We start from the raw sequence: 19,403 nt of genomic DNA on the forward strand, positions 1-19,403 counted from the left end.
GGTCTCGTAGCGGAGCTACTAGGGCATTTCGGCAACGCCGCGAGCGTGCGTGCCAGACCCCGCGAGGCAGACGGGACTTTCGAAACACGCCCTAGGCGTGCTCAGCGGCGCCGCAGTAGCCCGTCCCGCGTCGCCCGCGCCACCGCCGACGTACGTGAGTCGACGCCCAGCTTCGCGTAGATGTGCACGAGGTGGGACTTGACCGTGGCCTGGCTCAGGAACAGCTCGCGGGCGATCTCCGCGTTGGACAGGCCGTCGCGCACGTGCCGCAGCACCTCCAGCTCGCGCCTGCTCAGCGCCTCCGCGGGTGCCCGCATCCGGCCCATGAGCCGGTCGGCGACGGCGGGCGCGAGCGCGGAGCGCCCGGACGCCGCGGTGCGGACGGCCGCCGCGAGCTCCTCGGGCGGGGCGTCCTTCAGCAGGTAGCCGGAGGCCCCCGCCTCCACGGCCGCGAGGATGTCCGCCTCGGTGTCGTACGTGGTGAGCACGAGGACGCGCGGCCCGTCGTCGAGTGCCGCGATCCGCGCGGTGGCCTCGGCGCCGTGCATCGTCCCGGCGCCGAACTGCAGGTCCATGAGGACGACGTCCACGTCCCCCGCCAGCTCCACCGCCCGCTCGGCGGTCGCGGCCTCCGCGACGATCGCGAAGTCCGCCTCCGCATCGAGCACGGCCCGCAGCCCGGCGCGTACGACGGGGTGATCGTCGGCGAGCAGCAGCCGGATCACGCGGCACCTCCGGCGGGCAGAGGCGTCGGCGCGGCGACGGGTGTGTCGACGCCCGGTGTCGAGTACACGGCGACAGGCCTGCCGACGCCGAACATGGCCCGCGGCCCGCGGCGCCGGATCACGTCGCATCCCCGGAGGGCACCGGCACCGGCAACGGCAGCGTCACCGCGACCGCCGTGCCGCGGCCCGGCTCCGATTCGACGGTGAACGTGCCGCCGAGTTCGCTCACGCGGGAGCGCATCGCGACGAGGCCGAAGCCGCCGTCGCCGCCGTCCGGGGCGCGATCCGGGTCGAAGCCCGCGCCGTCGTCCACCACGTCCAGGGCCACCGAGGTCTCCATGAAGCTGAGGGTGATCTCCGCGCGGTCCGCCCGCGCGTGCCGCACCGTGTTGGCGAGCGCCGACTGGGCGATGCGCAACAGCGCCACTTCGTACGGCGTGGGGAGTTCGTGCGGGGTGCCGCTCACCGAGAAGCGGGCGGTCAGGCCGGGCGCCGTGGCGCACAGCCGGTCGAGGGCACCGGCCAGCGAGCCGACGTCCAGGTCGGGCGGGGCGAGGGCGCGTACGAAGCGGCGGGCCTCCGTGAGGTTGTCCTGCGCCGTGGCCCTGGCCCGCTCGACGTGCCCGGCGGCGGGGGAGCCGGCGGGCAGTTCGCGCCCGGCCGCGACCAGCAGCAGCTGGATCGAGGACAGGCCCTGCGCCAGCGTGTCGTGGATCTCCCGGGCCAGCCGCTCCCGCTCGGCGAGCGTGCCGCCCGCGCGCTCCGCCGCCGCGAGTTCGGCGCGGGTGGCGACCAGCTCCTCGATCAGCCGCTGCCTGCGCTCGCTCTCCCGGTACAGCGCCTGATACCCGAGCACGGTCGCCACGGCGACGGCCGCACCGAGCAGCGGCCCTATGAACGCCCCCGGGTTCACCGCCCCGTCATGACCGACGTACGAGCAGATGGCCGCGCCCGCGGCGATGCCCACCGCGGGGACGCCCCAGCGCGCGGGAAGCAGATGCAGCAGCAGGAAGTACAGCGGGAACGCCAGCCACAGCGCGTCGGGCGAGAGCACGAGCAGCGCCGCCCACACCGCCCCCAGCACGCCCAGCCACCACGCGGCGCCCGCTCGCCTGGACCGTACGACGGGCAGCGTCGCGCCCACCCCGTAGACGACGCCCATCGCCCCGGCCACCGTCACCACCGCCGCGACCGGCTCGTCGGACCGTCCGGTCAGGGCGCGTACGACGACGAGCGCGAGCAGGCCCGCCGTCAGCAGATGCAGACAGAGGCGCAGCGCGCGCAGCGCGGGGGTGAGGGAGCGTGGATCCATACCACCCACCAGCGTACGAAGCCCGGACACGGAACCCGTCAACCGAAAGTTCGAAAGGCGCGTCCTCCCTTCGATTCGGGTGAAGCGTGCTGTGGCGCGATGCCCGCGGGGGTCCTTGAGCAGCAGTCTTGGCGGCATGTTCGTTGCATGGAGAGATCTACGGTTCGCCAGGGGCAGGTTCGCCCTGATGGGGACCGTGATCGTACTGATCACGCTGCTCGTGGGACTGCTGTCGGGACTGACGGCGGGCCTCGCGCGGGACAATACGTCGGCGCTCACCAGGCTGCCCGCCGACCACCTCGCCTTCGCCCGGCCCGCCGACGGCCAGTCGGTGTCGTTCACGGCGTCCACGGTCCGCCCCGAGCAGTGGCGCGACCTCGCGGCGCGCAAGGGCGTCGAGAGCGCGGAGCCGATCGGCATCGGCACGGTGAACGCCGAGGCGGGCCGGCAGACCGCCGCTGTCTCCGCGTTCGGCGTGCGCCAGGGCTCGGGCCTCGCACCCGACGAGACGGAGCCCGGCACGGCGGTCCTGTCCACCAAGGCGGCGAAGGAGCTGGGGGCGGCCACGGGCGACAAGCTCACCCTCGGCGGCACGCGCCTCACGGTCGCCGCGGTGTCCGGCGACGCCTCGTACAGCCACACCCCGGTCGTCTGGACGCACCTCGACGACTGGCAGCACATCACGCCCACGGGAGGCGGCGGCGAACGCGCGACGGTGATCGCACTGCGCACGGGAGCGGCCGCCGACCTGGGCGCTGCCGACAAGGCCGCGGGCACGGACACCACCACCATCGACGGCGCCCTGTCCGCCATAGGTTCCTACCAGGCCGAGAACGGTTCGCTGCAACTGATGCGCGGCTTCCTCTTCGCCATCTCGGCGCTCGTCGTCGGCGCGTTCTTCACGGTGTGGACGATCCAGCGCAGCGCGGACATCGCGGTCCTCAAGGCCCTCGGCTCGTCGACCCGCTACCTCCTGCGGGACGCACTCGGCCAGGCGGTCCTGATGCTGGTCGCGGGTACGGCGGTCGGCACCGGCCTCGCCACCCTCGTCGGCGCCTTCGTCCCGGACACGGTGCCGTTCGTCCTCGACCCGCTCACCGCGCTCGGCCCGGCCGCCGTCATGACGGCCCTCGGCCTCGCGGGCGCCGCCCTGTCCATCCGGCGGATCACCGCCGTCGACCCCCTCACCGCACTCGGGAGCGCCCGATGACCCTGCTGCTCGACGACATCACCCTGACCTACGCCGACGGGGACGGCCGGCTCACGGCCCTCGACCGGGTCGGCCTCCAGGTACCGGCCGGCGGCCTCACGGCGGTGGTGGGCCCGTCAGGATCCGGCAAGTCCAGCCTTCTGGCGGTGGCGGCGACGCTCGTCACCCCCGACAGCGGCCGCGTGGTCATCGACGGAACCGAGGCCACGACCCTGACCCGCAACGAATCGGCGGAACTGCGCCGCCGCGCGATCGGCATCGTCTTCCAGCAGCCGAACCTGCTGCCGTCGCTCACCGCGCTGGAACAACTCCAGGTGATGGCCCACCTGGAGGGCCGCAAGCCCCGCGAAGTACGGGACAGGGCACGGGAGTTGCTCTACGCGGTCGGCCTGTCCGCCCAGTCCCACCGCCGCCCCCACCAACTCTCGGGCGGCCAGCGTCAGCGCGTGAACATCGCCCGCGCCCTGATCAACGAGCCGCGCATCCTCCTGGTCGACGAACCCACCAGCGCCCTCGACCACGAACGCGGCGCCGCAGTCCTGGACCTCCTCCGCACCCTGACGCGAGAACGCGGCACGGCGACGGTCCTGGTCACCCACGACCGCGACCACTTGACGGTGGCGGACGAGGTCCACGAGATGCGCGACGGCACAATTGACGTGTCGGCCATTTCAAGCCCTGGCGCGGCGTGAGTTTCTTCAGGCTCGGCGACGGGTGAGCAATTCAAGCCCCTGCGGCGATTGAGCAGGTCTTTCCAGCTCCGCCGGCGATTGAGGCGCGGGGCCCGGGGCAGCGCCCCGCGACGTCAAGCACTGTGGCCGGAACTGGCCAACGCCACCGACAGCTCCCGCGCCACCTGTTGAAGGATCGGCACGATCTTCTCCGTGGCCGCCTCCGTCACCCGCCCCGCCGGCCCAGAAATCGAAATCGCCGCAGCGGTGGGCGAATCGGGAACGGACACCGCAAGGCACCGCACCCCGATCTCCTGCTCGTTGTCATCAACCGCATACCCGGCCTGCCGCACATCCTCCAGCGCGTCGAGAAACCCCTCGGGCGTGGTGAGCGTCTTCTCGGTGGCGGCAGGCATCCCCGTACGCCCGAGCAACGCCCGCACCTCCTCCGGAGGCGCGTACGCGAGCAGCGCCTTGCCCACCCCGGTCGAGTGCGGCAGCACCCTGCGGCCGACCTCGGTGAACATCCGCATGGAGTGCTTGGACGGCACCTGGGCGACGTACACGACCTCGTCGCCGTCGAGGAGCGCCATGTTCGCGGTCTCGCCGGTCTCCTCGACGAGGCGCGCCAGGTACGGGCGGGCCCACGTGCCGAGGAGCCGGGACGCGGACTCGCCGAGCCGGATGAGCCGCGGGCCGAGCGCGTAGCGCCGGTTGGGCTGCTGGCGTACGTAGCCGCAGGAGACGAGCGTGCGCATCAGGCGGTGGATCGTCGGCAGCGGCAGCCCGCTGCTGGCGGAGAGCTCGCTGAGGCCGACCTCACCACCGGCGTCGGCCATCCGCTCGAGCAGATCGAAGGCGCGCTCAAGGGACTGGACGCCGCCGGTGGGTGCGGACTTGGCGGCATCAGTGGTGCTGGCGTCGGGCGTCGGCACAGCGTTCCTTTCGGGGTGGCAGGCAGAAATGCAGCCTACCGGCGGCTTCCTGTCCAGTGATCCCTTGACCTATAAGTTCGTCGGTAGCTACGTTCTGCGTACCGGAATTTTAATTCCACCTTGTGGAAACGTCCAGGGTTCGCGCCTCTCGCATCCGGGCCTTGACGGTTCCCGAAGTCTGAGTGAAAGTCCTTCAACAGAACGTTGAAGCTTGAGGAGGCCCAGGTGTCGGACGCCGAAGTCCAGATCGAACTCGTGCTGCGCTCGACGCGCGTCATCACTCCCGAAGGTACGCGCCCCGCGTCGGTCGCCGTCGCCCAGGGAAAGATCGTCGCGGTGCTCGCGCACGACGCGGAGATCCCGGCCGGGGCCCGCCTCGAGGACTTCGGCGACGACGCGCTGCTGCCCGGCATCGTCGACACGCACGTGCACGTCAACGACCCGGGGCGCACCGAGTGGGAGGGCTTCTGGACCGCCACCCGCGCCGCGGCGGCCGGCGGCATCACGACCCTCGTCGACATGCCGCTCAACTCCCTGCCGCCGACCACGACCGTCGACAACCTTCGTACGAAGAAGGACGTGGCCGCCTCCAAGGCGCACATCGACGTCGGCTTCTGGGGCGGCGCGCTGCCCGACAACGTCAAGGACCTGCGCCCGCTGCACGACGCCGGGGTCTTCGGCTTCAAGTGCTTCCTGTCGCCCTCCGGCGTCGACGAGTTCCCGCACCTGGACGCCGACCGGCTCACCGCCTCCATGGCGGAGATCGCCGGCTTCGGCGGGCTGCTCATCGTGCACGCCGAGGACCCGCACGAGCTGGACGTGGCGCCGCACAACAGCGGCCCCAAGTACGACGACTACCTGGCGACCCGCCCGCGCGTCTCCGAGGACGTCGCCATCAAGGGCCTGATCGACACCGCCAAGCGGATCGGCGCCCGCATCCACATCCTGCACCTGTCGTCCTCCGACGCGCTGCCGCTGATCGCCGCCGCGAAGGCCGAGGGCGTCGAGCTGACCGTCGAGACCTGCCCGCACTACCTCACGCTCACCGCCGAGGAAGTCCCGGACGGGGCAAGCGAGTTCAAGTGCTGCCCGCCGATCCGCGAGGCCGCCAACCAGGACCTGCTGTGGCAGGCGCTCGCCGACGGCACGATCGACTGCATCGTCACCGACCACTCGCCGTCGACGGCCGACCTGAAGACCGACGACTTCGCGACCGCGTGGGGCGGCATCTCCGGCCTCCAGCTCAGCCTCTCGGCGATCTGGACGGCCGCCCGCGCCCGCGGCTACTCCCTTGAGGACGTGGTCCGTTGGATGTCGGAGCGTACGTCGAAGCTGGTCGGCCTCGACGGCCGCAAGGGCGCCATCGCGGTCGGCCGCGACGCCGACTTCGCCGTCCTCGCCCCCGAGGACACCTTCAGCGTCGACCCGGCCGCCCTCCAGCACCGCAACCGCGTCACCGCGTACGCGGGCAAGACGCTGCACGGCGTCGTGAAGTCGACCTGGCTGCGCGGCGAACGCATCGTCGCCGACGGTGAGTTCACCGCCCCGCAGGGGCAGTTGCTCCAGAGGGCCAAGTAGCGCGAGGAGTCTCAACTAATGGCCCGCCACGCGGAGTTGGGCGAGTAGCCCGTACTCTGTTCGGCTTGCGGGGCACACCGGCCTGACAGCACCGGTGTGCCCCGCATTTCCTTTTCCGGCGTTACGCGGCGTGCCCGCCGTCCACCGCGAATTCGGCGCCCGTCACGTACGAGGCCCCGGCGCCCGCCAGATACGCGACCGTCGACGCCACCTCGTCCGCGGTGCCGTAGCGGCCGAGCGCCGTCGCCGCGGCCTGTTCCGCCGCGTACGGTCCTTCGGCCGGATTCATGTCGGTGTCCGTCGGGCCGGGATGCACGATGTTCGCCGTGATGCCGCGCCCGCCCAGCTCACGGGCGAGCGCCTTCGTCAGTCCGATCAGGGCCGCCTTGCTCGTGGCGTACAGCGTGCCGCCGGGCCCTGGCACGTGCTGGGCCATGCAGGAGCCGACGGTGACGATCCGGCCGCCCTCGGGGAGTCTGGCCGCCGCGGCCTGCGAGGTGAGGAAGACGCCGCGCACGTTCACGTCGAGCGCGCGGTCGACGTCCGCGGGCGAGAAGCCGTCCAGCGGGCCGAGCGCACCCACGCCGACGTTGTTGACCAGCACGTCGATCCGCCCGAGCCCCGCCACCGTCCGCCCGACCACCTCCGCCGCCTCACCCGCGTCCGCCGAGTCGGCCCGCACCGCGAGCCCCCGCCGCCCCAGCGCCTCGATCCGCCGCACCACCTCCTCCGCGGCCTCCTTGCCCTGTACGTAGGTGAGTGCCACGTCGAAGCCGTCGCGGGCGAGCCGCAGCGCCGTCGCCGCGCCGATTCCGCGGGATCCGCCGGTCACCAGAGCCACCTTGCCGTTCATGTCGCCTCCTGTAGGGAGCGGATGTTGTGGCTTCAAGTACAGCGATCCACGGAGGTGGGGGCTGGCGGCAAATGGACGTCGATGTCGTGGGCGGCGCGCGAAGGATGTGAACTCGAGGAAAACGTGGGGGAGTTGGTGTTGACATGACCACCTCTACGCGCGTCACACTGTGGGCATGAAGACTCCCCCACGCTTCTTCAGTGCCGTCGCCGTCGCAGCCGCTCTCCTCCTGGGCGGCGTGGGCGGCTCCACCGCGATCGCCGCACCGGCCGCGCAGGCCCCGGCCGTCGCCTCCCACACCGTCTCGGCCGCCGCCGTCGGCGACATCTGCGCCTCCGCGCTGCCCGCCGAGGCGCACGACACGCTGGACCTCATCGAGCAGGGCGGACCGTACCCGTACGAGCAGGACGGCACGGTCTTCTCCAACAGGGAGGGCATCCTGCCCGACCAGTCGTCCGGCTACTACCACGAGTACACGGTGATCACGCCGGGCTCGGACGACCGTGGCGCCCGCCGCATCGTCACCGGCGACTCCGACAAGGAGGACTACTACACGGCGGACCACTACGCGTCCTTCGACCTGGTCGACTACACCTGTTGAGAACCTGCTGAGCCATCCCCGGCTCCGTAGTTCCGTAGGTCCGTACTCCGTAGTGATCAGCTCTTGCGCTGGGCCTCGACGGCCGCGAACACGGCGAACGCGAACACGATCAACGCGATGCTGCCGTAGACCTCGTGGCCGTCGAGGAACCCGATCCGTTCGATCAACCCCCAGCCCAGCCACCCCGTGAACTCGTGCAGGATGCCGACCGCGCCCTGGAGCAGGGCGAAGCCGCCGATGACCTCGATGATCTGCAGCCACTGCTGTTTGTTCATGCACAGGACTCTCGCCCCGCGGACCCCCCACCCACATCGGCCGTGGGGCGAGCCCCGTACGACTCCGGTAGCGGAGCGCGGGGCGCCGGCCGCGACCAAAGTCGACGGGGGTACGACTTTGGTCGCGGAAGCGGCGCTCGGGACGGTGCCGAGCGCCCCGGGTGCGTAGATTTGTCGACCATGGAAGCAGTGCGGCAGACCGGAACCCCGCAGGCGGCGGATACGCCCGCCGAGCGCTGGCGCCGATGGCTGCTGCCCTCGGCCGTCGCCGACGAGCTCGACCTGGACCCCGAGGGGCAGCCGGGCCGCAGGCGGCGCACCGCCCGCGACTGGATCGTCGACTTCAGCTGCTTCGGGATCGCGGTCTTCCTCGGCCTGATCTTCGCCGAGCAGGTCTGGGACGACCCGAACACATCGCCCGTCGTCGCCGTGATCGACCAGGTGCTCGGCGCCCTCGCCTGCGCCGCGATCTGGCTGCGCAGACGCTGGCCGCTCGGCCTCGCCCTGGCGATGCTCCCGGTGAGCTTCCTGTCCAACACCGCGGGCGGCGCGTCCATGATCGCGCTGTTCACGCTCGCCGTGCACCGCCCGTTCCGCTACATCGGCTGGGTGGCGGGCGTCTCCATCGCGCTCCTCCCGCTGTTCTTCTGGCTGCGGCCCGACCCCGAGTCCTCGTACCTGCTGTCGGTCTCGTTCACCGTCATCCTCACGATCACGGTCGTCGGCTGGGGCATGTTCGTCCGCTCCCGCCGCCAGCTCCTGATGTCCCTGCGGGACCGGGCGCGCCGCGCCGAGACCGAGGCCGTGCTCCGTGCCGAGCGGGCCCAGCGGCTCGCCCGCGAGGACATCGCGCGCGAGATGCACGACGTGCTCGCCCACCGCCTCACCCTGCTGAGCGTGCACGCGGGCGCCCTGGAGTTCCGCCCCGACGCGCCCCAGGTCGAGATCGCCCGGGCCGCGGGCGTGATCCGGGAGAGCGCGCACGAGGCGCTGCAGGACCTGCGCGAGATCATCGGCGTGCTGCGCGCGGCGGACCACGGCGACGAGTCGGGGCGGCCGCAGCCCACCCTCGCCGCCCTCGGCACGCTGGTCGCCGAGTCCCGCGAGGCCGGCATGAAGGTCGACCTCGACGACCGGGTCCCCGAAGCGCAGGCCGTGCCCGCCTCCACCGGACGCACCGCCTACCGCATCGCCCAGGAAGGCCTGACCAACGCCCGCAAGCACGCCCCTGGCGCCGGGGTCGCGGTCACGGTCGAGGGCGGCCCGGGGGACGGCCTCACGGTCACCGTGCGCAACCCGCCGCCGCCCGGCGCGGTGCCGCACGTCCCCGGCTCGGGGCAGGGCCTGATCGGCCTCGTCGAACGCGCCACGCTCGCAGGTGGCCGGCTCGCCCACGGGGCGGAACCGGACGGCGGATTCGCGGTGCGGGCGTGGCTGCCGTGGCCGGAGTGAGAGCCACGGGGAAGCGGCCGGTGTGCACACAGCGGTGATCGACCCTCGCTACGGTGGCGCCATGACCTCGATCCGCCTCCTCATCGTCGACGACGACCCCCTCGTGCGCGCCGGGCTCACCTTCATGTTCGGCGCCGCCGAGGACATCGAGATCGTCGGCGAGGCCGCCGACGGCAGCGAGGTGGACGCGCAGGTGGCCCGGCTGCACCCGGACGTCGTCCTCATGGACCTGCGCATGCCGACCCTGGACGGCCTGTCCGCCACCGAGGCACTACGCGCGCGTGACGGCGCGCCAGAGGTGATCGTCCTGACCACGTTCCACGCGGACGAACAGGTGCTGCGGGCGCTGCGCGCGGGAGCCGCCGGGTTCGTCCTCAAGGACACCGCCCCGGGCGAGATCGTCGATTCGGTACGCCGGGTGGCGGCCGGCGCCCCGGTCCTCTCGCCGACCGTGACCCGGCAGCTCATCTCCAAGGTCTCGGGCGACGACCCCGCCCTGGACCGGCGGGCACGCGCGCGTACACGCATGTCCGAACTGGCCGAGCGGGAGCGGGAGGTGGCCGTCGAGGTGGGCCGCGGCAGGTCGAACGCGGAGATCGCCGCGACGCTCTACATGAGCGTCCCCACGGTCAAGACCCACGTCTCGCGCATCATGGCCCGGCTCGGCCTCAACAACCGCGTACAGATCGCGCTGCTCGCCCACGACGCGGGACTGCTCGACGACGCCTGAGGAAGATCGGCTGGTTCCGGTCCCGCAAGGTAAATTCACCTCGTTCAACGTTGTGAGCGGGGGAAGGGGCGGGGATGGCGGCACCACGCCGGCGGACTGTGCGTGACCTGCGGCGCGGGAACCGGGCCGTCGTCCTGAGCAAGCTGTACTTCGACGGGCCGCTCAGCAGACAGGAGTTGGGGCCGCTCACGGCGCTCAGCTCGGGCTCGATCAGCAATGTGGTGGCGGAACTCGCCGCCGACGGCCTCCTGGAGGAGGCGGGCTCGGTCGACTCCGACGGCGGCCGCCCCCGCACCCTGCTGCGCGTCGCCCCGCGCAGCGGCCACCTCGTGGGCGTGGACGTCGGGGAGACCCGCGTGCGCGTGGAGCTGTTCGACCTCGCGCTCGGTGAACTCGCGCGCGTGGACGAGCCGTTGCCACAGGCGGCGCGCGACGGCGGCTGCGACGCCAAGGACGTCGTACGCCTCGTCACCGCAGGGCTGACGCGGGTGCTCGCCGACGCGGAGGTGGACCCCCGCTCCGTCATCGGCGTCGGCATCGGGGTGCCCGGCATCGTCGACGCCTCCGGTGCGGACGGCGCGGTGGTGCACGGCCAGACCATCGGCTGGGACGCGGTCCCCCTGGAAGCCATGCTCCGCGCGCCGGACGGCCTGCCGCCCGAACTCCCCTCGGGCTTCCCGCTGTTCCTCGACAACGGGGCGAAGACCCTCGGCCGCGCCGAGATGTGGTTCGGCGCGGGCCGCGGCGCCCGCAACGCCGTGATCGCGCTCATCGGCTCCGGCGTCGGCGCCTGCGTCATCGCCGACGGGCTGCCCTACCAGGGCGCGGCGAGCAGCGCGGGGGAGTGGGGCCACACCGTGCTGCGGGTCGGCGGCCGGACCTGCCGGTGCGGAGCGCGCGGCTGCCTGGAGGCGTACGTGGGGGCGGAGGCGCTGCTCGCGCGCTGGCGGGAGGCGGGCGGCCGCTGGACCGCCCCCGACGAAGAGGGCGCGCTCGCCGAACTCCTCGCCGCCGAAACTCCCGCCACGGCAGCCCTGTTGGAGGAGACCGCCGAATACCTCGGCGCGGGCATCGCCGACCTGGTCAACCTCTTCAACCCCGAACGGATCGTCGTGGGCGGCTGGGCGGGCCTCATGCTCGGCCCCCGCCTGCTCACCCCGATCCGCGACGCGGCCGCGTCCTACGCCCTGCGCAACCCCTTCGCCCAAACCACTTTGACCCTTGGCCGCTTGGGCCCGGACGCGGTCACAGTCGGCGCGGCAACCCTCCCGCTGGCCCGCTTCCTGGAAACGGGCGGCCATTCCAGCGGCATCTAGCTCAATCCCCTGAGTCGGGCGACCAAATCCAGCCCCTGCGGCGTTTGAGCAGCGGGGTCCGGGGCAGCGCCCCGATCTTTCCAGCCCCGCGGGCGATTGAGGCGCGGGGTCCGGGGCGGAGCCCCGCGACGTAGGCAACGCTCCCGGTCACCCCCGGGACGGGAACGCACGGATAGTGCCAAGAGTTGACCGGATGGACGAAAGCCAGTACCGGGCCACGGGAGGCACGCCATGACCGACACCGCCGAGATCGTCGACCTGGGGGAACTGGCCGGGGGCGCACCCCAATTCCACGCCAACCCCTACCCGGTCTACGAACACCTCCGCACCAAGGGCCCGGTCCACCACATCCGCACACCCGGCCCCGGCCCCACCGAAGACCTCTACCTGATTGTCGGCCACGAGGCCGCCCGCACCGCGTTCACCGACCCCCGCCTGGTCAAGACCCCACCGTGGGGCCTCGACGGCGACATGATGGGCCTGCACCTCCTCTTCGCCGACCCGCCGGCCCACGGCCGCCTGCGCTCCCTGGTCACGCGGGAGTTCACCCCGCGCCGCGTCGCCGCGCTCGCCCCGCGCATCCAGAAACTCACGGACGAGCTGCTCGACGACATGGTGCCGCGCGGCAGCGCCGACCTGATCGGTGCCCTCGCCTTCCCGCTGCCCTTCGCGGTGATCTGCGAACTGCTCGGCGTCCCCGACATCGACCGCGAGCGGTTCCGCCGCATGTCGACGCAGGTCGTGGCGCCGACCAGCGAGGAGGAGGCGTACGCGTCGCACGTCGAACTGGTCGGTTTCCTGGACGAGTTGATCGAGGCCAAGCGGAGCGCGTCCCCCGCCGACGACCTGCTGAGCGCGCTGATCCGCACCACCGCGGAGGACGGCGACCGCCTCTCGCCCAGCGAACTGCGCGCCATGGCCTTCCTCCTGCTCGTCGCCGGCCACGAAACCACGGTCAACCTGATCGGGAACGGCGTCCGGGCCCTGCTCCAGCACCCGGACCAACTCACGGCGCTGCGCGCCGACATGACGCTCCTGGACGGCGCCGTGGAGGAGATGCTCCGCTACGACGGCCCGGTCGAGACGGCCACGCACCGCTTCGCGGCGGAGCCGGTGGACATCGACGGCACGGTGATCCCCGCGGGCGCGCCGGTGCTCATCGGCATCGCCACGGCGAGCCACGACCCGCACCGCTTCCCGGAGCCCGACCGCTTCGACATCCGCCGCGACGCCCGCGGCCATGTCGCCTTCGGCCACGGCATCCACTTCTGCCTGGGAGCTCCGCTTGCCCGCCTGGAAGGTCGTATCGCGATCCGTAGCCTCCTGGACCGCTGCCCGGACCTGACCCTGGCCGAGGACCCGGACGCGTGGCTGCCCGGCATGCTCATCAGGGGCACGAGGAGCCTGCCGGTCCGTTGGTGAACGCCACGGGGCTCCGCCCCGGACCCCGCGCCTCAAACGCCGGCGGGGCTTGATTGGGGTCAGGCCCGGTCGGCCCCCGCCACCTCCTCCATCCGCACCATCCGCCGCTCCGCCCGCGACAACTCGCACGCCTCCGCGACCCGCAGGGCCCGCAGGGCCTCCCAGCCGTCGCAGGGGTTGGCGCGTTCGCCGCGGACGACGTCGACGAAGGCCTTCAGTTCGGCCTCGTACGCGGGGGCGAAGCGTTCCAGGAAGCCGGGCCACGGCTTAGTGGCGGCGCGCGGGCCCGCCGGTTCCGTGGAGGCGACCGGGGTGCGGTCGTCGAGGCCGACGACGACCGTGTCCCGGTCCCCGGAGAGCTCCATGCGCACGTCGTACCCGGCGCCGTTGCACCGCGTGGAGGTGGCGGTGGCCAGGGTCCCGTCGTCGAGGGTCAGGAGCGCCGCCGCGGTGTCCACGTCCCCCGCCTCGCGGAACATGGCGGGCCCCGCGTCGGACCCGGTCGCGTACACCTCGACGATCTCGCGCCCGGTCACCCACCGCAGCATGTCGAAGTCGTGGATCAGGCAGTCCCGGTAGAGGCCGCCGGAGAGCGGTAGGTACGCGGCAGGGGGCGGCGCCGGGTCGGAGGTCATCGCCCGTACCGTGTGCACCCGGCCGAGGCTCCCCTCCCGCACGGCGGCCCGCGCCGTCGTGTACCCGGCGTCGAAGCGCCGCTGGAAGCCGAGTTGGAGCACCGTGCCCGCTGCCTCCACCTCCGCGAGCGCGGCCAGCGTGCCCGGCAGGTCGAGCGCGATCGGCTTCTCGCAGAAGACCGGGAGCCCGGCCCGCGCCGCCCGCCCGATCAGCTCGGCGTGTGCCGCGGTCGCCGCGGTGATCACGAGCGCGTCCACGCCCCACGTGAAGATCTCGTCGACGCTCGGCGCGGCCGTCGCCCCGATCCGGTCGGCGAGCGCGACCGCCCGCGCGGGCTCCGCGTCGGTGACGACCAGCGAGCCGACCTCCCGGTACCGCTCCAGTACGCCCGCGTGAAAGGTGCCGATGCGGCCCGTGCCGATGAGTCCGATGCGCATGGCATCCAACGGTGACGTGCCCCCGGGTGGGTGTCAATCGTTTGTCCTGACAAGCACCCGGCTGCCACGCCGTGCCGCGGGGCGAGGGCCTCGATGTGCACGGCGCACTCCCACCGATAGCCTCGCCCCGTGGCCAAATCCCAAGCTGACCCGACCGCCGACCTCGGCCTCGGCGTCGACCGCGGCAGCCCGGTGCCGCTGTACTTCCAGCTGTCCCAGCAGCTGGAGGCGGCGATCGAGCGTGGCGCCCTGACCCCCGGCAGCCTGCTCGGCAACGAGATCGAGCTGGCGGGCCGCCTCGGCCTGTCCCGGCCCACCGTCCGCCAGGCCATCCAGTCCCTCGTCGACAAGGGGCTGCTCGTGCGCCGCCGCGGCGTCGGCACCCAGGTCGTGCACAGCCAGGTCAAGCGCCCGCTCGAACTGTCCAGTCTGTACGACGACCTGGAGGCGGCGGGCCAGCGCCCCGAGACCCGGGTCATCGCCAACACGCTCGTGCCCGCCCCGGCGGAGGCGGCCGCGGCGCTCGGCGTCGGGGAGGGCGACGAGGTGCACCGCGTCGAGCGGCTGCGGCTCGCGCACGGCGAACCGGTCGCGTACCTCTGCAACCACCTGCCCACAGGACTGCTCCCGCTCGACGACGAGCGGCTCGCGGAGACCGGCCTGTACCGCCTCATGCGGTCCGCCGGCATCACCCTGCACAGCGCCCGCCAGTCCGTCGGCGCACGCGCCGCCACCGCGGCCGAGGCCGAGCGGCTCGGCGAGAAGGAAGGCGCGCCGCTGCTCGCCATGGAGCGCACGACGTACGACGACAAGGGCCGCCCCGTCGAGTTCGGCTCGCACGCGTACCGGGCCTCAAGGTATTCCTTTGAGTTCCAGCTCCTAGTACGTTCCTGATGAGCTAAAGTCCCCTTGTTCGTCAACGTAGTTGACGGGTCTACCGCCGGACGGGCGGAAAGTCACGCCTGTGGAGGCCGACGTAAGACCGGACCCATCTGGGGTCGGCGGGGCCCGTGAAGCAGGAACCCATGGTGGTACCGAGTACCGGTACGGACCTGAATCGTCCGCCCCCGGGTGGATGAGGACGCCAAAAACTCCTCCAGCCGCGCAGGCGGCCGGAGGAGAGGTGTGCCCCGATGCGTACAGCGACCCGCACAGGCCGTACGGCCACAGCCCTGATTGCCGTGATCGCGCTAGCCGCCGGTTGCAGTGGCTCGGGCGGCAAGGACTCGGAGGACAAGGCCGACGGCGGTGGAGGCGGCGGGAAGGCCGTCGACACGCCCCGTATGAAGGTCGCGATGGTGTCGCACTCGGGCGAGGGCGACACCTTCTGGGACATCGTGCGCAAGGGTGCCCAGCAGGCCGCCGACAAGGACAACGTCCAGTTCCTCTACTCCAACGACAAGGAGGCCAAGGGGCAGGCCGAGCTGGTGCAGGCCGCGATCGACAAGAAGGTCGACGGGATCGTCGTCACGCTCGCCAAGCCGCAGGCCATGGAGCCCGTGCTCGCGAAGGCGAAGGCCGCGGGCATCCCGGTCGTCTCGATCAACTCCGGTTCGCAGTTCTCGCGGAAGTTCGGCGCGCTCAGCCACATCGGCCAGGAGGAGGGCGTGGCCGGCGAGGCGGTCGGCAGCGAGCTGACGAAGCAGGGGAAGGAGAAGGCCCTGTGCGTCATCCACGAGCAGGGCAACGTCTCCCTGGAGCAGCGCTGCGACGGCGTCCGCAAGACCTTCAAGGGCAGCGTCGAGAACCTCAACGTAGAGGGTACGAACGCCCCCTCCGCCCAGTCGTCCATCGAGGCGAAGCTCCAGGCGGACAAGGACATCGACGCGGTCGTCGCGCTCGGCGCCCCGATCGCGGCGCTCGCCGTGAAGGCCAAGGACGACGCGGGCAGCAAGGCGGAGATCTCCACGTTCGACCTGAACGCCGAGGTCGTCCGTCGGCTGAAGGCGAAGGAGGTCACCTTCGCCGTCGACCAGCAGCCGTACTTGCAGGGCTATCTGGCGGTGGACGAACTGTGGCTCCACAAGACGAACGCGAACGTGCTCGGCGGTGGCAAGCCGGTCTTCACGGGCCCGGCGATCGTCACCGAGAAGGACGTGCCTCAGCTGGAGAAGTACACCGCGCGCGGTACCCGGTGAATGGATGCATGATCCCCGTGACCCATACTTGTGCGTTTGGGACCGGAACGGGGTCCTTGAGGACCGGCGTACGGTCCGCCGGGGTCGGCCCGCCGATCCCGGTCGATGACGCAGCAGACCAAGAAGGGCACGGCCTCGTGGCACGGTTTCGGATCTGGGTGGGCATCGCGGTTGCGGGGGCTCTCGGGCTCTCGCTCGCAGGGTGCAGCAGCACCGGCGGCAAGCGGGCGGAGGACGCCCAGAAATCGCGGGCCGCGCAGGGCAGGGCCGCGGTGGACACGCCCCGCTGGACCTTCGCGATGATCACCCATTCGGGCGATGGCGACACCTTCTGGGACATCGTCCAGAACGGTGCCAAGCAGGCGGCCGTCAAGGACAACATCAACTTCCTCTACTCGCACAACGAGGAGGCGAACCAGCAGGCGCAGCTCGTCGACGCGGCCATCGACAAGAAGGTCGACGGAATCATCGTCACGCTCGCCAAGCCGGACGCGATGAAGTCCGCCCTGGCCCGCGCCGAGAAGGCCGGCATCCCCGTCATCACGGTGAACTCGGGCTCCGAGATCTACAAGAAGTACGGCGCGATCACGCACATCGGCCAGGACGAGACCATCGCGGGCGAGGCCGTCGGCAAGGAGCTCAACAAGCGCGGCAAGAAGAAGGCGCTCTGCATCCTGCACGAGCAGGGCAACGTCGGCCACGAGCAGCGCTGCGAGGGTGCCAAGAAGACCTTCGACGGCAAGATGACGAACCTGTACGTCGAGGGCACCAACATGCCCGACGTGCAGTCCTCCATCGAGGCCAAGCTGCAGTCCGACACGTCCATCGACTCGGTCGTCACGCTGGGCGCGCCGTTCGCCGCCACCGCCGTGAAGGCCAAGGACGACGCGAGCAGCAAGGCCGAGATCGACACCTTCGACCTCAACGACAAGGTCGCGCAGGGCCTCAAGGACGGCGACCTCGGCTTCGCCGTCGACCAGCAGCCCTACCTCCAGGGGTACCAGGCCGTGGACCTGCTGTGGCTCTACCGGTACAACGCCAATGTGCTCGGCGGCGGCCGACCGGTCCTGACCGGTCCCGAGGTCGTCACCAAGGACCAGGCCGCCAAGCTCCAGGAGTACGCGAAGCGGGGGACGCGATGAGTACGACGACCACTCCGCAGGGCGCGGGAAAGGTCGACGAGCGGCTCGTCAGGGCCTCGCCGTGGAAGAAGCTCCTCGGCCGCCCCGAACTGGGCTCGGTCATCGGCGCCGTCGCCGTCTTCATCTTCTTCATGATCTTCGCGGACAGCTTCCTGCGACCGACCAGCCTCGCGACCGTCCTGTACGCGTCCTCGACGCTCGGCATCATGGCCGTGCCCGTGGCGCTGCTGATGATCGGCGGCGAGTTCGACCTGTCGGCGGGCGTCATGGTGACGTCCTCGGCGCTGATCTCGTCGATGTTCAGCTACCAGATGACGGCGAACACCTGGGTGGGCGTCGGCGTCTCGCTCCTGGTGACGCTCGCCATCGGCGTCTTCAACGGCGTCATGCTGACCCGTACCAAACTCCCCAGTTTCATCATCACGCTCGGCACGTTCCTGATGCTGACGGGCATGAACCTGGGCTTCACGAAACTGATCAGCGGCACCGTCTCGACGAAGTCGATCTCGGACATGCAGGGCTTCGACTCGGCCAAGTCCGTCTTCGCCTCCACGTTCAGTATCGGTGGCGTCGACTTCAAGATCACGATCGTCTGGTGGCTCGCCCTCGTCCTGGTGGCCACCTGGATCCTGCTCCGCACCCGCGTCGGCAACTGGATCTTCGCGGTCGGCGGTGACCTCGCCTCGGCCCGCGCGGTGGGCGTCCCGGTCAACAAGACGAAGATCGGCCTCTACATGGGCGTCGCGTTCGGCGCCTGGATCTCCGGCCAGCACCTGCTCTTCTCCTACGACGTCGTGCAGTCCGGTGAGGGCGTCGGCAACGAGCTGATCTACATCGTCGCGGCCGTCATCGGCGGCTGCCTGATCACCGGGGGCTACGGTTCGGCGGTCGGCGCGGCGATCGGCGCGCTGATCTTCGGCATGACCAGCAAGGGCATCGTGTTCGCCGAGTGGAACTCGGACTGGTTCAAGTTCTTCCTCGGGGCGATGCTGCTCCTCGCGACCCTGCTCAACGCGTGGGTCCGCAAGCGCGCGGAGGCGAGCAAATGACGACCGAAGAGCAGACGACGACCGATACGAGTACGCCGCTGGTGGAGCTGGACGGCGTCAGCAAGTTCTACGGCAACATCCGCGCTCTCGACGACGTCTCGCTCGTCGTCAACGCGGGCGAGATCTCCTGCGTCCTCGGGGACAACGGCGCGGGCAAGTCCACCCTCATCAAGATCATCGCTGGTCTGCACCGGCACGACGGCGGCCGGTTCGCGATCGAGGGGGAGGAGGCCCGCCTCAGCAACCCGCGCGACGCCCTGAACCGGGGCATCGCCACGGTCTACCAGGACCTCGCCGTGGTCCCGCTGATGCCGGTGTGGCGCAACTTCTTCCTCGGCTCCGAACCCACGAAGGGGACGGGGCCCTTCAAGCGCCTGGACGTCGAGCTCATGCGGCGCACGACGCACGAGGAACTCGCCCGTATGGGCATCGACCTGCGCGACGTCGACCAGCCGATCGGCACGCTGTCCGGCGGAGAGCGCCAGTGCGTCGCCATCGCCCGCGCCGTCTACTTCGGCGCGAAGGTCCTCGTCCTCGACGAGCCGACGGCGGCGCTCGGCGTGAAGCAGTCCGGCGTCGTCCTGAAGTACGTCGCGGCGGCACGTGACGCGGGCCTCGGCGTGGTGCTCATCACGCACAACCCGCACCACGCGTACCTCGTCGGCGACCGGTTCGTGCTGCTCAAGCGCGGCGCGATGTTCGGCAGCCACAACCGGTCCGAGATCACGCTGGACGAGCTCACCCGGCAGATGGCCGGCGGCACGGAGCTGGATGACCTCCGTCACGAGTTGGAGCGGGCGCCAGTGCCTACGCACCTGGGCGGGCACACGGCCGACGGAGCCGAGAAGTAGCGGCTTCCGTTCCGCGCGTGCGTGTGCGTTTCCGGCTTGCCGGGCGGCTGCACGTTGCGCCGTTGGTCAC

The 19,403-nt window shown here is 71.3% G+C and carries 19 protein-coding genes; 13 read left to right on the plus strand and 6 right to left on the minus strand.

Annotated elements, in window-relative coordinates:
- Positions 1 to 101: 101 nt before the first annotated feature.
- A complete protein-coding gene (locus ABT004_RS23735) occupies positions 102 to 725 on the minus strand; it encodes a response regulator (protein WP_351340310.1) in 624 nt (207 codons plus the stop codon).
- A 118-nt stretch (positions 726 to 843) separates the two neighbouring features.
- A complete protein-coding gene (locus tag ABT004_RS23740; protein WP_351340313.1) occupies positions 844 to 2,037 on the minus strand; it encodes a sensor histidine kinase in 1,194 nt (397 codons plus the stop codon).
- Positions 2,038 to 2,173: 136 nt separating this feature from the next.
- Between ABT004_RS23740 and ABT004_RS23745 the strand changes: the two genes are divergently transcribed.
- Positions 2,174 to 3,247 (plus strand): ABC transporter permease, encoded by a 1,074-nt coding sequence (locus ABT004_RS23745; protein ID WP_351340316.1) that lies wholly within the window; start codon positions 2,174 to 2,176, stop codon positions 3,245 to 3,247.
- Entirely contained in the window at positions 3,244 to 3,939 is a 696-nt protein-coding gene (locus tag ABT004_RS23750; protein ID WP_351340319.1) for an ABC transporter ATP-binding protein, read from the plus strand. The genes ABT004_RS23745 and ABT004_RS23750 overlap by 4 nt, the downstream gene beginning before the upstream one ends.
- Before the next feature lie 113 nt (positions 3,940 to 4,052).
- Here the strand turns inward: ABT004_RS23750 and ABT004_RS23755 are convergent, their stop codons facing one another.
- Positions 4,053 to 4,853, minus strand: a complete 801-nt coding sequence (locus tag ABT004_RS23755; protein ID WP_351340321.1) for an IclR family transcriptional regulator — start codon at positions 4,851 to 4,853, stop codon at positions 4,053 to 4,055.
- Between the two features lie 225 nt (positions 4,854 to 5,078).
- Between ABT004_RS23755 and allB the strand changes: the two genes are divergently transcribed.
- A complete protein-coding gene (gene allB / locus ABT004_RS23760) occupies positions 5,079 to 6,431 on the plus strand; it encodes an allantoinase AllB (RefSeq protein WP_351340324.1) in 1,353 nt (450 codons plus the stop codon).
- A gap of 121 nt (positions 6,432 to 6,552) precedes the next feature.
- Here the strand turns inward: allB and ABT004_RS23765 are convergent, their stop codons facing one another.
- Positions 6,553 to 7,284, minus strand: coding sequence for an SDR family oxidoreductase (locus ABT004_RS23765; protein ID WP_351340326.1), 732 nt, complete (start codon positions 7,282 to 7,284; stop codon positions 6,553 to 6,555).
- 175 nt (positions 7,285 to 7,459) lie between these two features.
- Here ABT004_RS23765 and ABT004_RS23770 point away from each other — a divergent pair, with 175 nt between their 5' ends.
- Positions 7,460 to 7,885 (plus strand): guanyl-specific ribonuclease, encoded by a 426-nt coding sequence (locus tag ABT004_RS23770; protein WP_351340328.1) that lies wholly within the window; start codon positions 7,460 to 7,462, stop codon positions 7,883 to 7,885.
- Between the two features lie 56 nt (positions 7,886 to 7,941).
- Here ABT004_RS23770 and ABT004_RS23775 read toward each other — a convergent pair whose 3' ends face one another.
- Entirely contained in the window at positions 7,942 to 8,160 is a 219-nt protein-coding gene (locus tag ABT004_RS23775; protein WP_351340330.1) for a hypothetical protein, read from the minus strand.
- Between the two features lie 180 nt (positions 8,161 to 8,340).
- Here ABT004_RS23775 and ABT004_RS23780 point away from each other — a divergent pair, with 180 nt between their 5' ends.
- The 4 genes from ABT004_RS23780 (at position 8,341) to ABT004_RS23795 (ending at position 13,080) form a co-directional block, all read left to right on the plus strand.
- Entirely contained in the window at positions 8,341 to 9,612 is a 1,272-nt protein-coding gene (locus ABT004_RS23780; protein ID WP_351340333.1) for a sensor histidine kinase, read from the plus strand.
- Positions 9,613 to 9,673: 61 nt separating this feature from the next.
- The gene (locus ABT004_RS23785; RefSeq protein ID WP_351340335.1) at positions 9,674 to 10,342 is read left to right on the plus strand and encodes a response regulator; all 669 of its coding nucleotides are present in this window, start codon (positions 9,674 to 9,676) and stop codon (positions 10,340 to 10,342) included.
- A 74-nt stretch (positions 10,343 to 10,416) separates the two neighbouring features.
- A complete protein-coding gene (locus ABT004_RS23790) occupies positions 10,417 to 11,658 on the plus strand; it encodes an ROK family protein (RefSeq protein ID WP_351340337.1) in 1,242 nt (413 codons plus the stop codon).
- Between the two features lie 231 nt (positions 11,659 to 11,889).
- Positions 11,890 to 13,080 (plus strand): cytochrome P450 family protein, encoded by a 1,191-nt coding sequence (locus ABT004_RS23795; protein ID WP_351340340.1) that lies wholly within the window; start codon positions 11,890 to 11,892, stop codon positions 13,078 to 13,080.
- Between the two features lie 59 nt (positions 13,081 to 13,139).
- Here ABT004_RS23795 and ABT004_RS23800 read toward each other — a convergent pair whose 3' ends face one another.
- A complete protein-coding gene (locus ABT004_RS23800; protein ID WP_351340343.1) occupies positions 13,140 to 14,153 on the minus strand; it encodes a Gfo/Idh/MocA family protein in 1,014 nt (337 codons plus the stop codon).
- A 129-nt stretch (positions 14,154 to 14,282) separates the two neighbouring features.
- Between ABT004_RS23800 and ABT004_RS23805 the strand changes: the two genes are divergently transcribed.
- The 5 genes from ABT004_RS23805 (at position 14,283) to ABT004_RS23825 (ending at position 19,333) form a co-directional block, all read left to right on the plus strand.
- Positions 14,283 to 15,047 (plus strand): GntR family transcriptional regulator, encoded by a 765-nt coding sequence (locus tag ABT004_RS23805; protein WP_351340345.1) that lies wholly within the window; start codon positions 14,283 to 14,285, stop codon positions 15,045 to 15,047.
- Positions 15,048 to 15,286: 239 nt separating this feature from the next.
- On the plus strand, positions 15,287 to 16,291 hold the full coding sequence (locus tag ABT004_RS23810) for a sugar ABC transporter substrate-binding protein (protein WP_351340348.1): 1,005 nt from the start codon (positions 15,287 to 15,289) through the stop codon (positions 16,289 to 16,291).
- Between the two features lie 137 nt (positions 16,292 to 16,428).
- The gene (locus tag ABT004_RS23815; protein ID WP_351340351.1) at positions 16,429 to 17,433 is read left to right on the plus strand and encodes a sugar ABC transporter substrate-binding protein; all 1,005 of its coding nucleotides are present in this window, start codon (positions 16,429 to 16,431) and stop codon (positions 17,431 to 17,433) included.
- The gene (locus ABT004_RS23820) at positions 17,430 to 18,482 is read left to right on the plus strand and encodes an ABC transporter permease (RefSeq protein ID WP_351340353.1); all 1,053 of its coding nucleotides are present in this window, start codon (positions 17,430 to 17,432) and stop codon (positions 18,480 to 18,482) included. The genes ABT004_RS23815 and ABT004_RS23820 overlap by 4 nt, the downstream gene beginning before the upstream one ends.
- Positions 18,479 to 19,333, plus strand: coding sequence for an ATP-binding cassette domain-containing protein (locus tag ABT004_RS23825; protein ID WP_351340356.1), 855 nt, complete (start codon positions 18,479 to 18,481; stop codon positions 19,331 to 19,333). The genes ABT004_RS23820 and ABT004_RS23825 overlap by 4 nt, the downstream gene beginning before the upstream one ends.
- Positions 19,334 to 19,403: the final 70 nt, after the last annotated feature.

It is taken from the genome of Streptomyces sp. NPDC002790, from assembly GCF_040295505.1.
GTDB lineage: Bacteria > Actinomycetota > Actinomycetes > Streptomycetales > Streptomycetaceae > Streptomyces.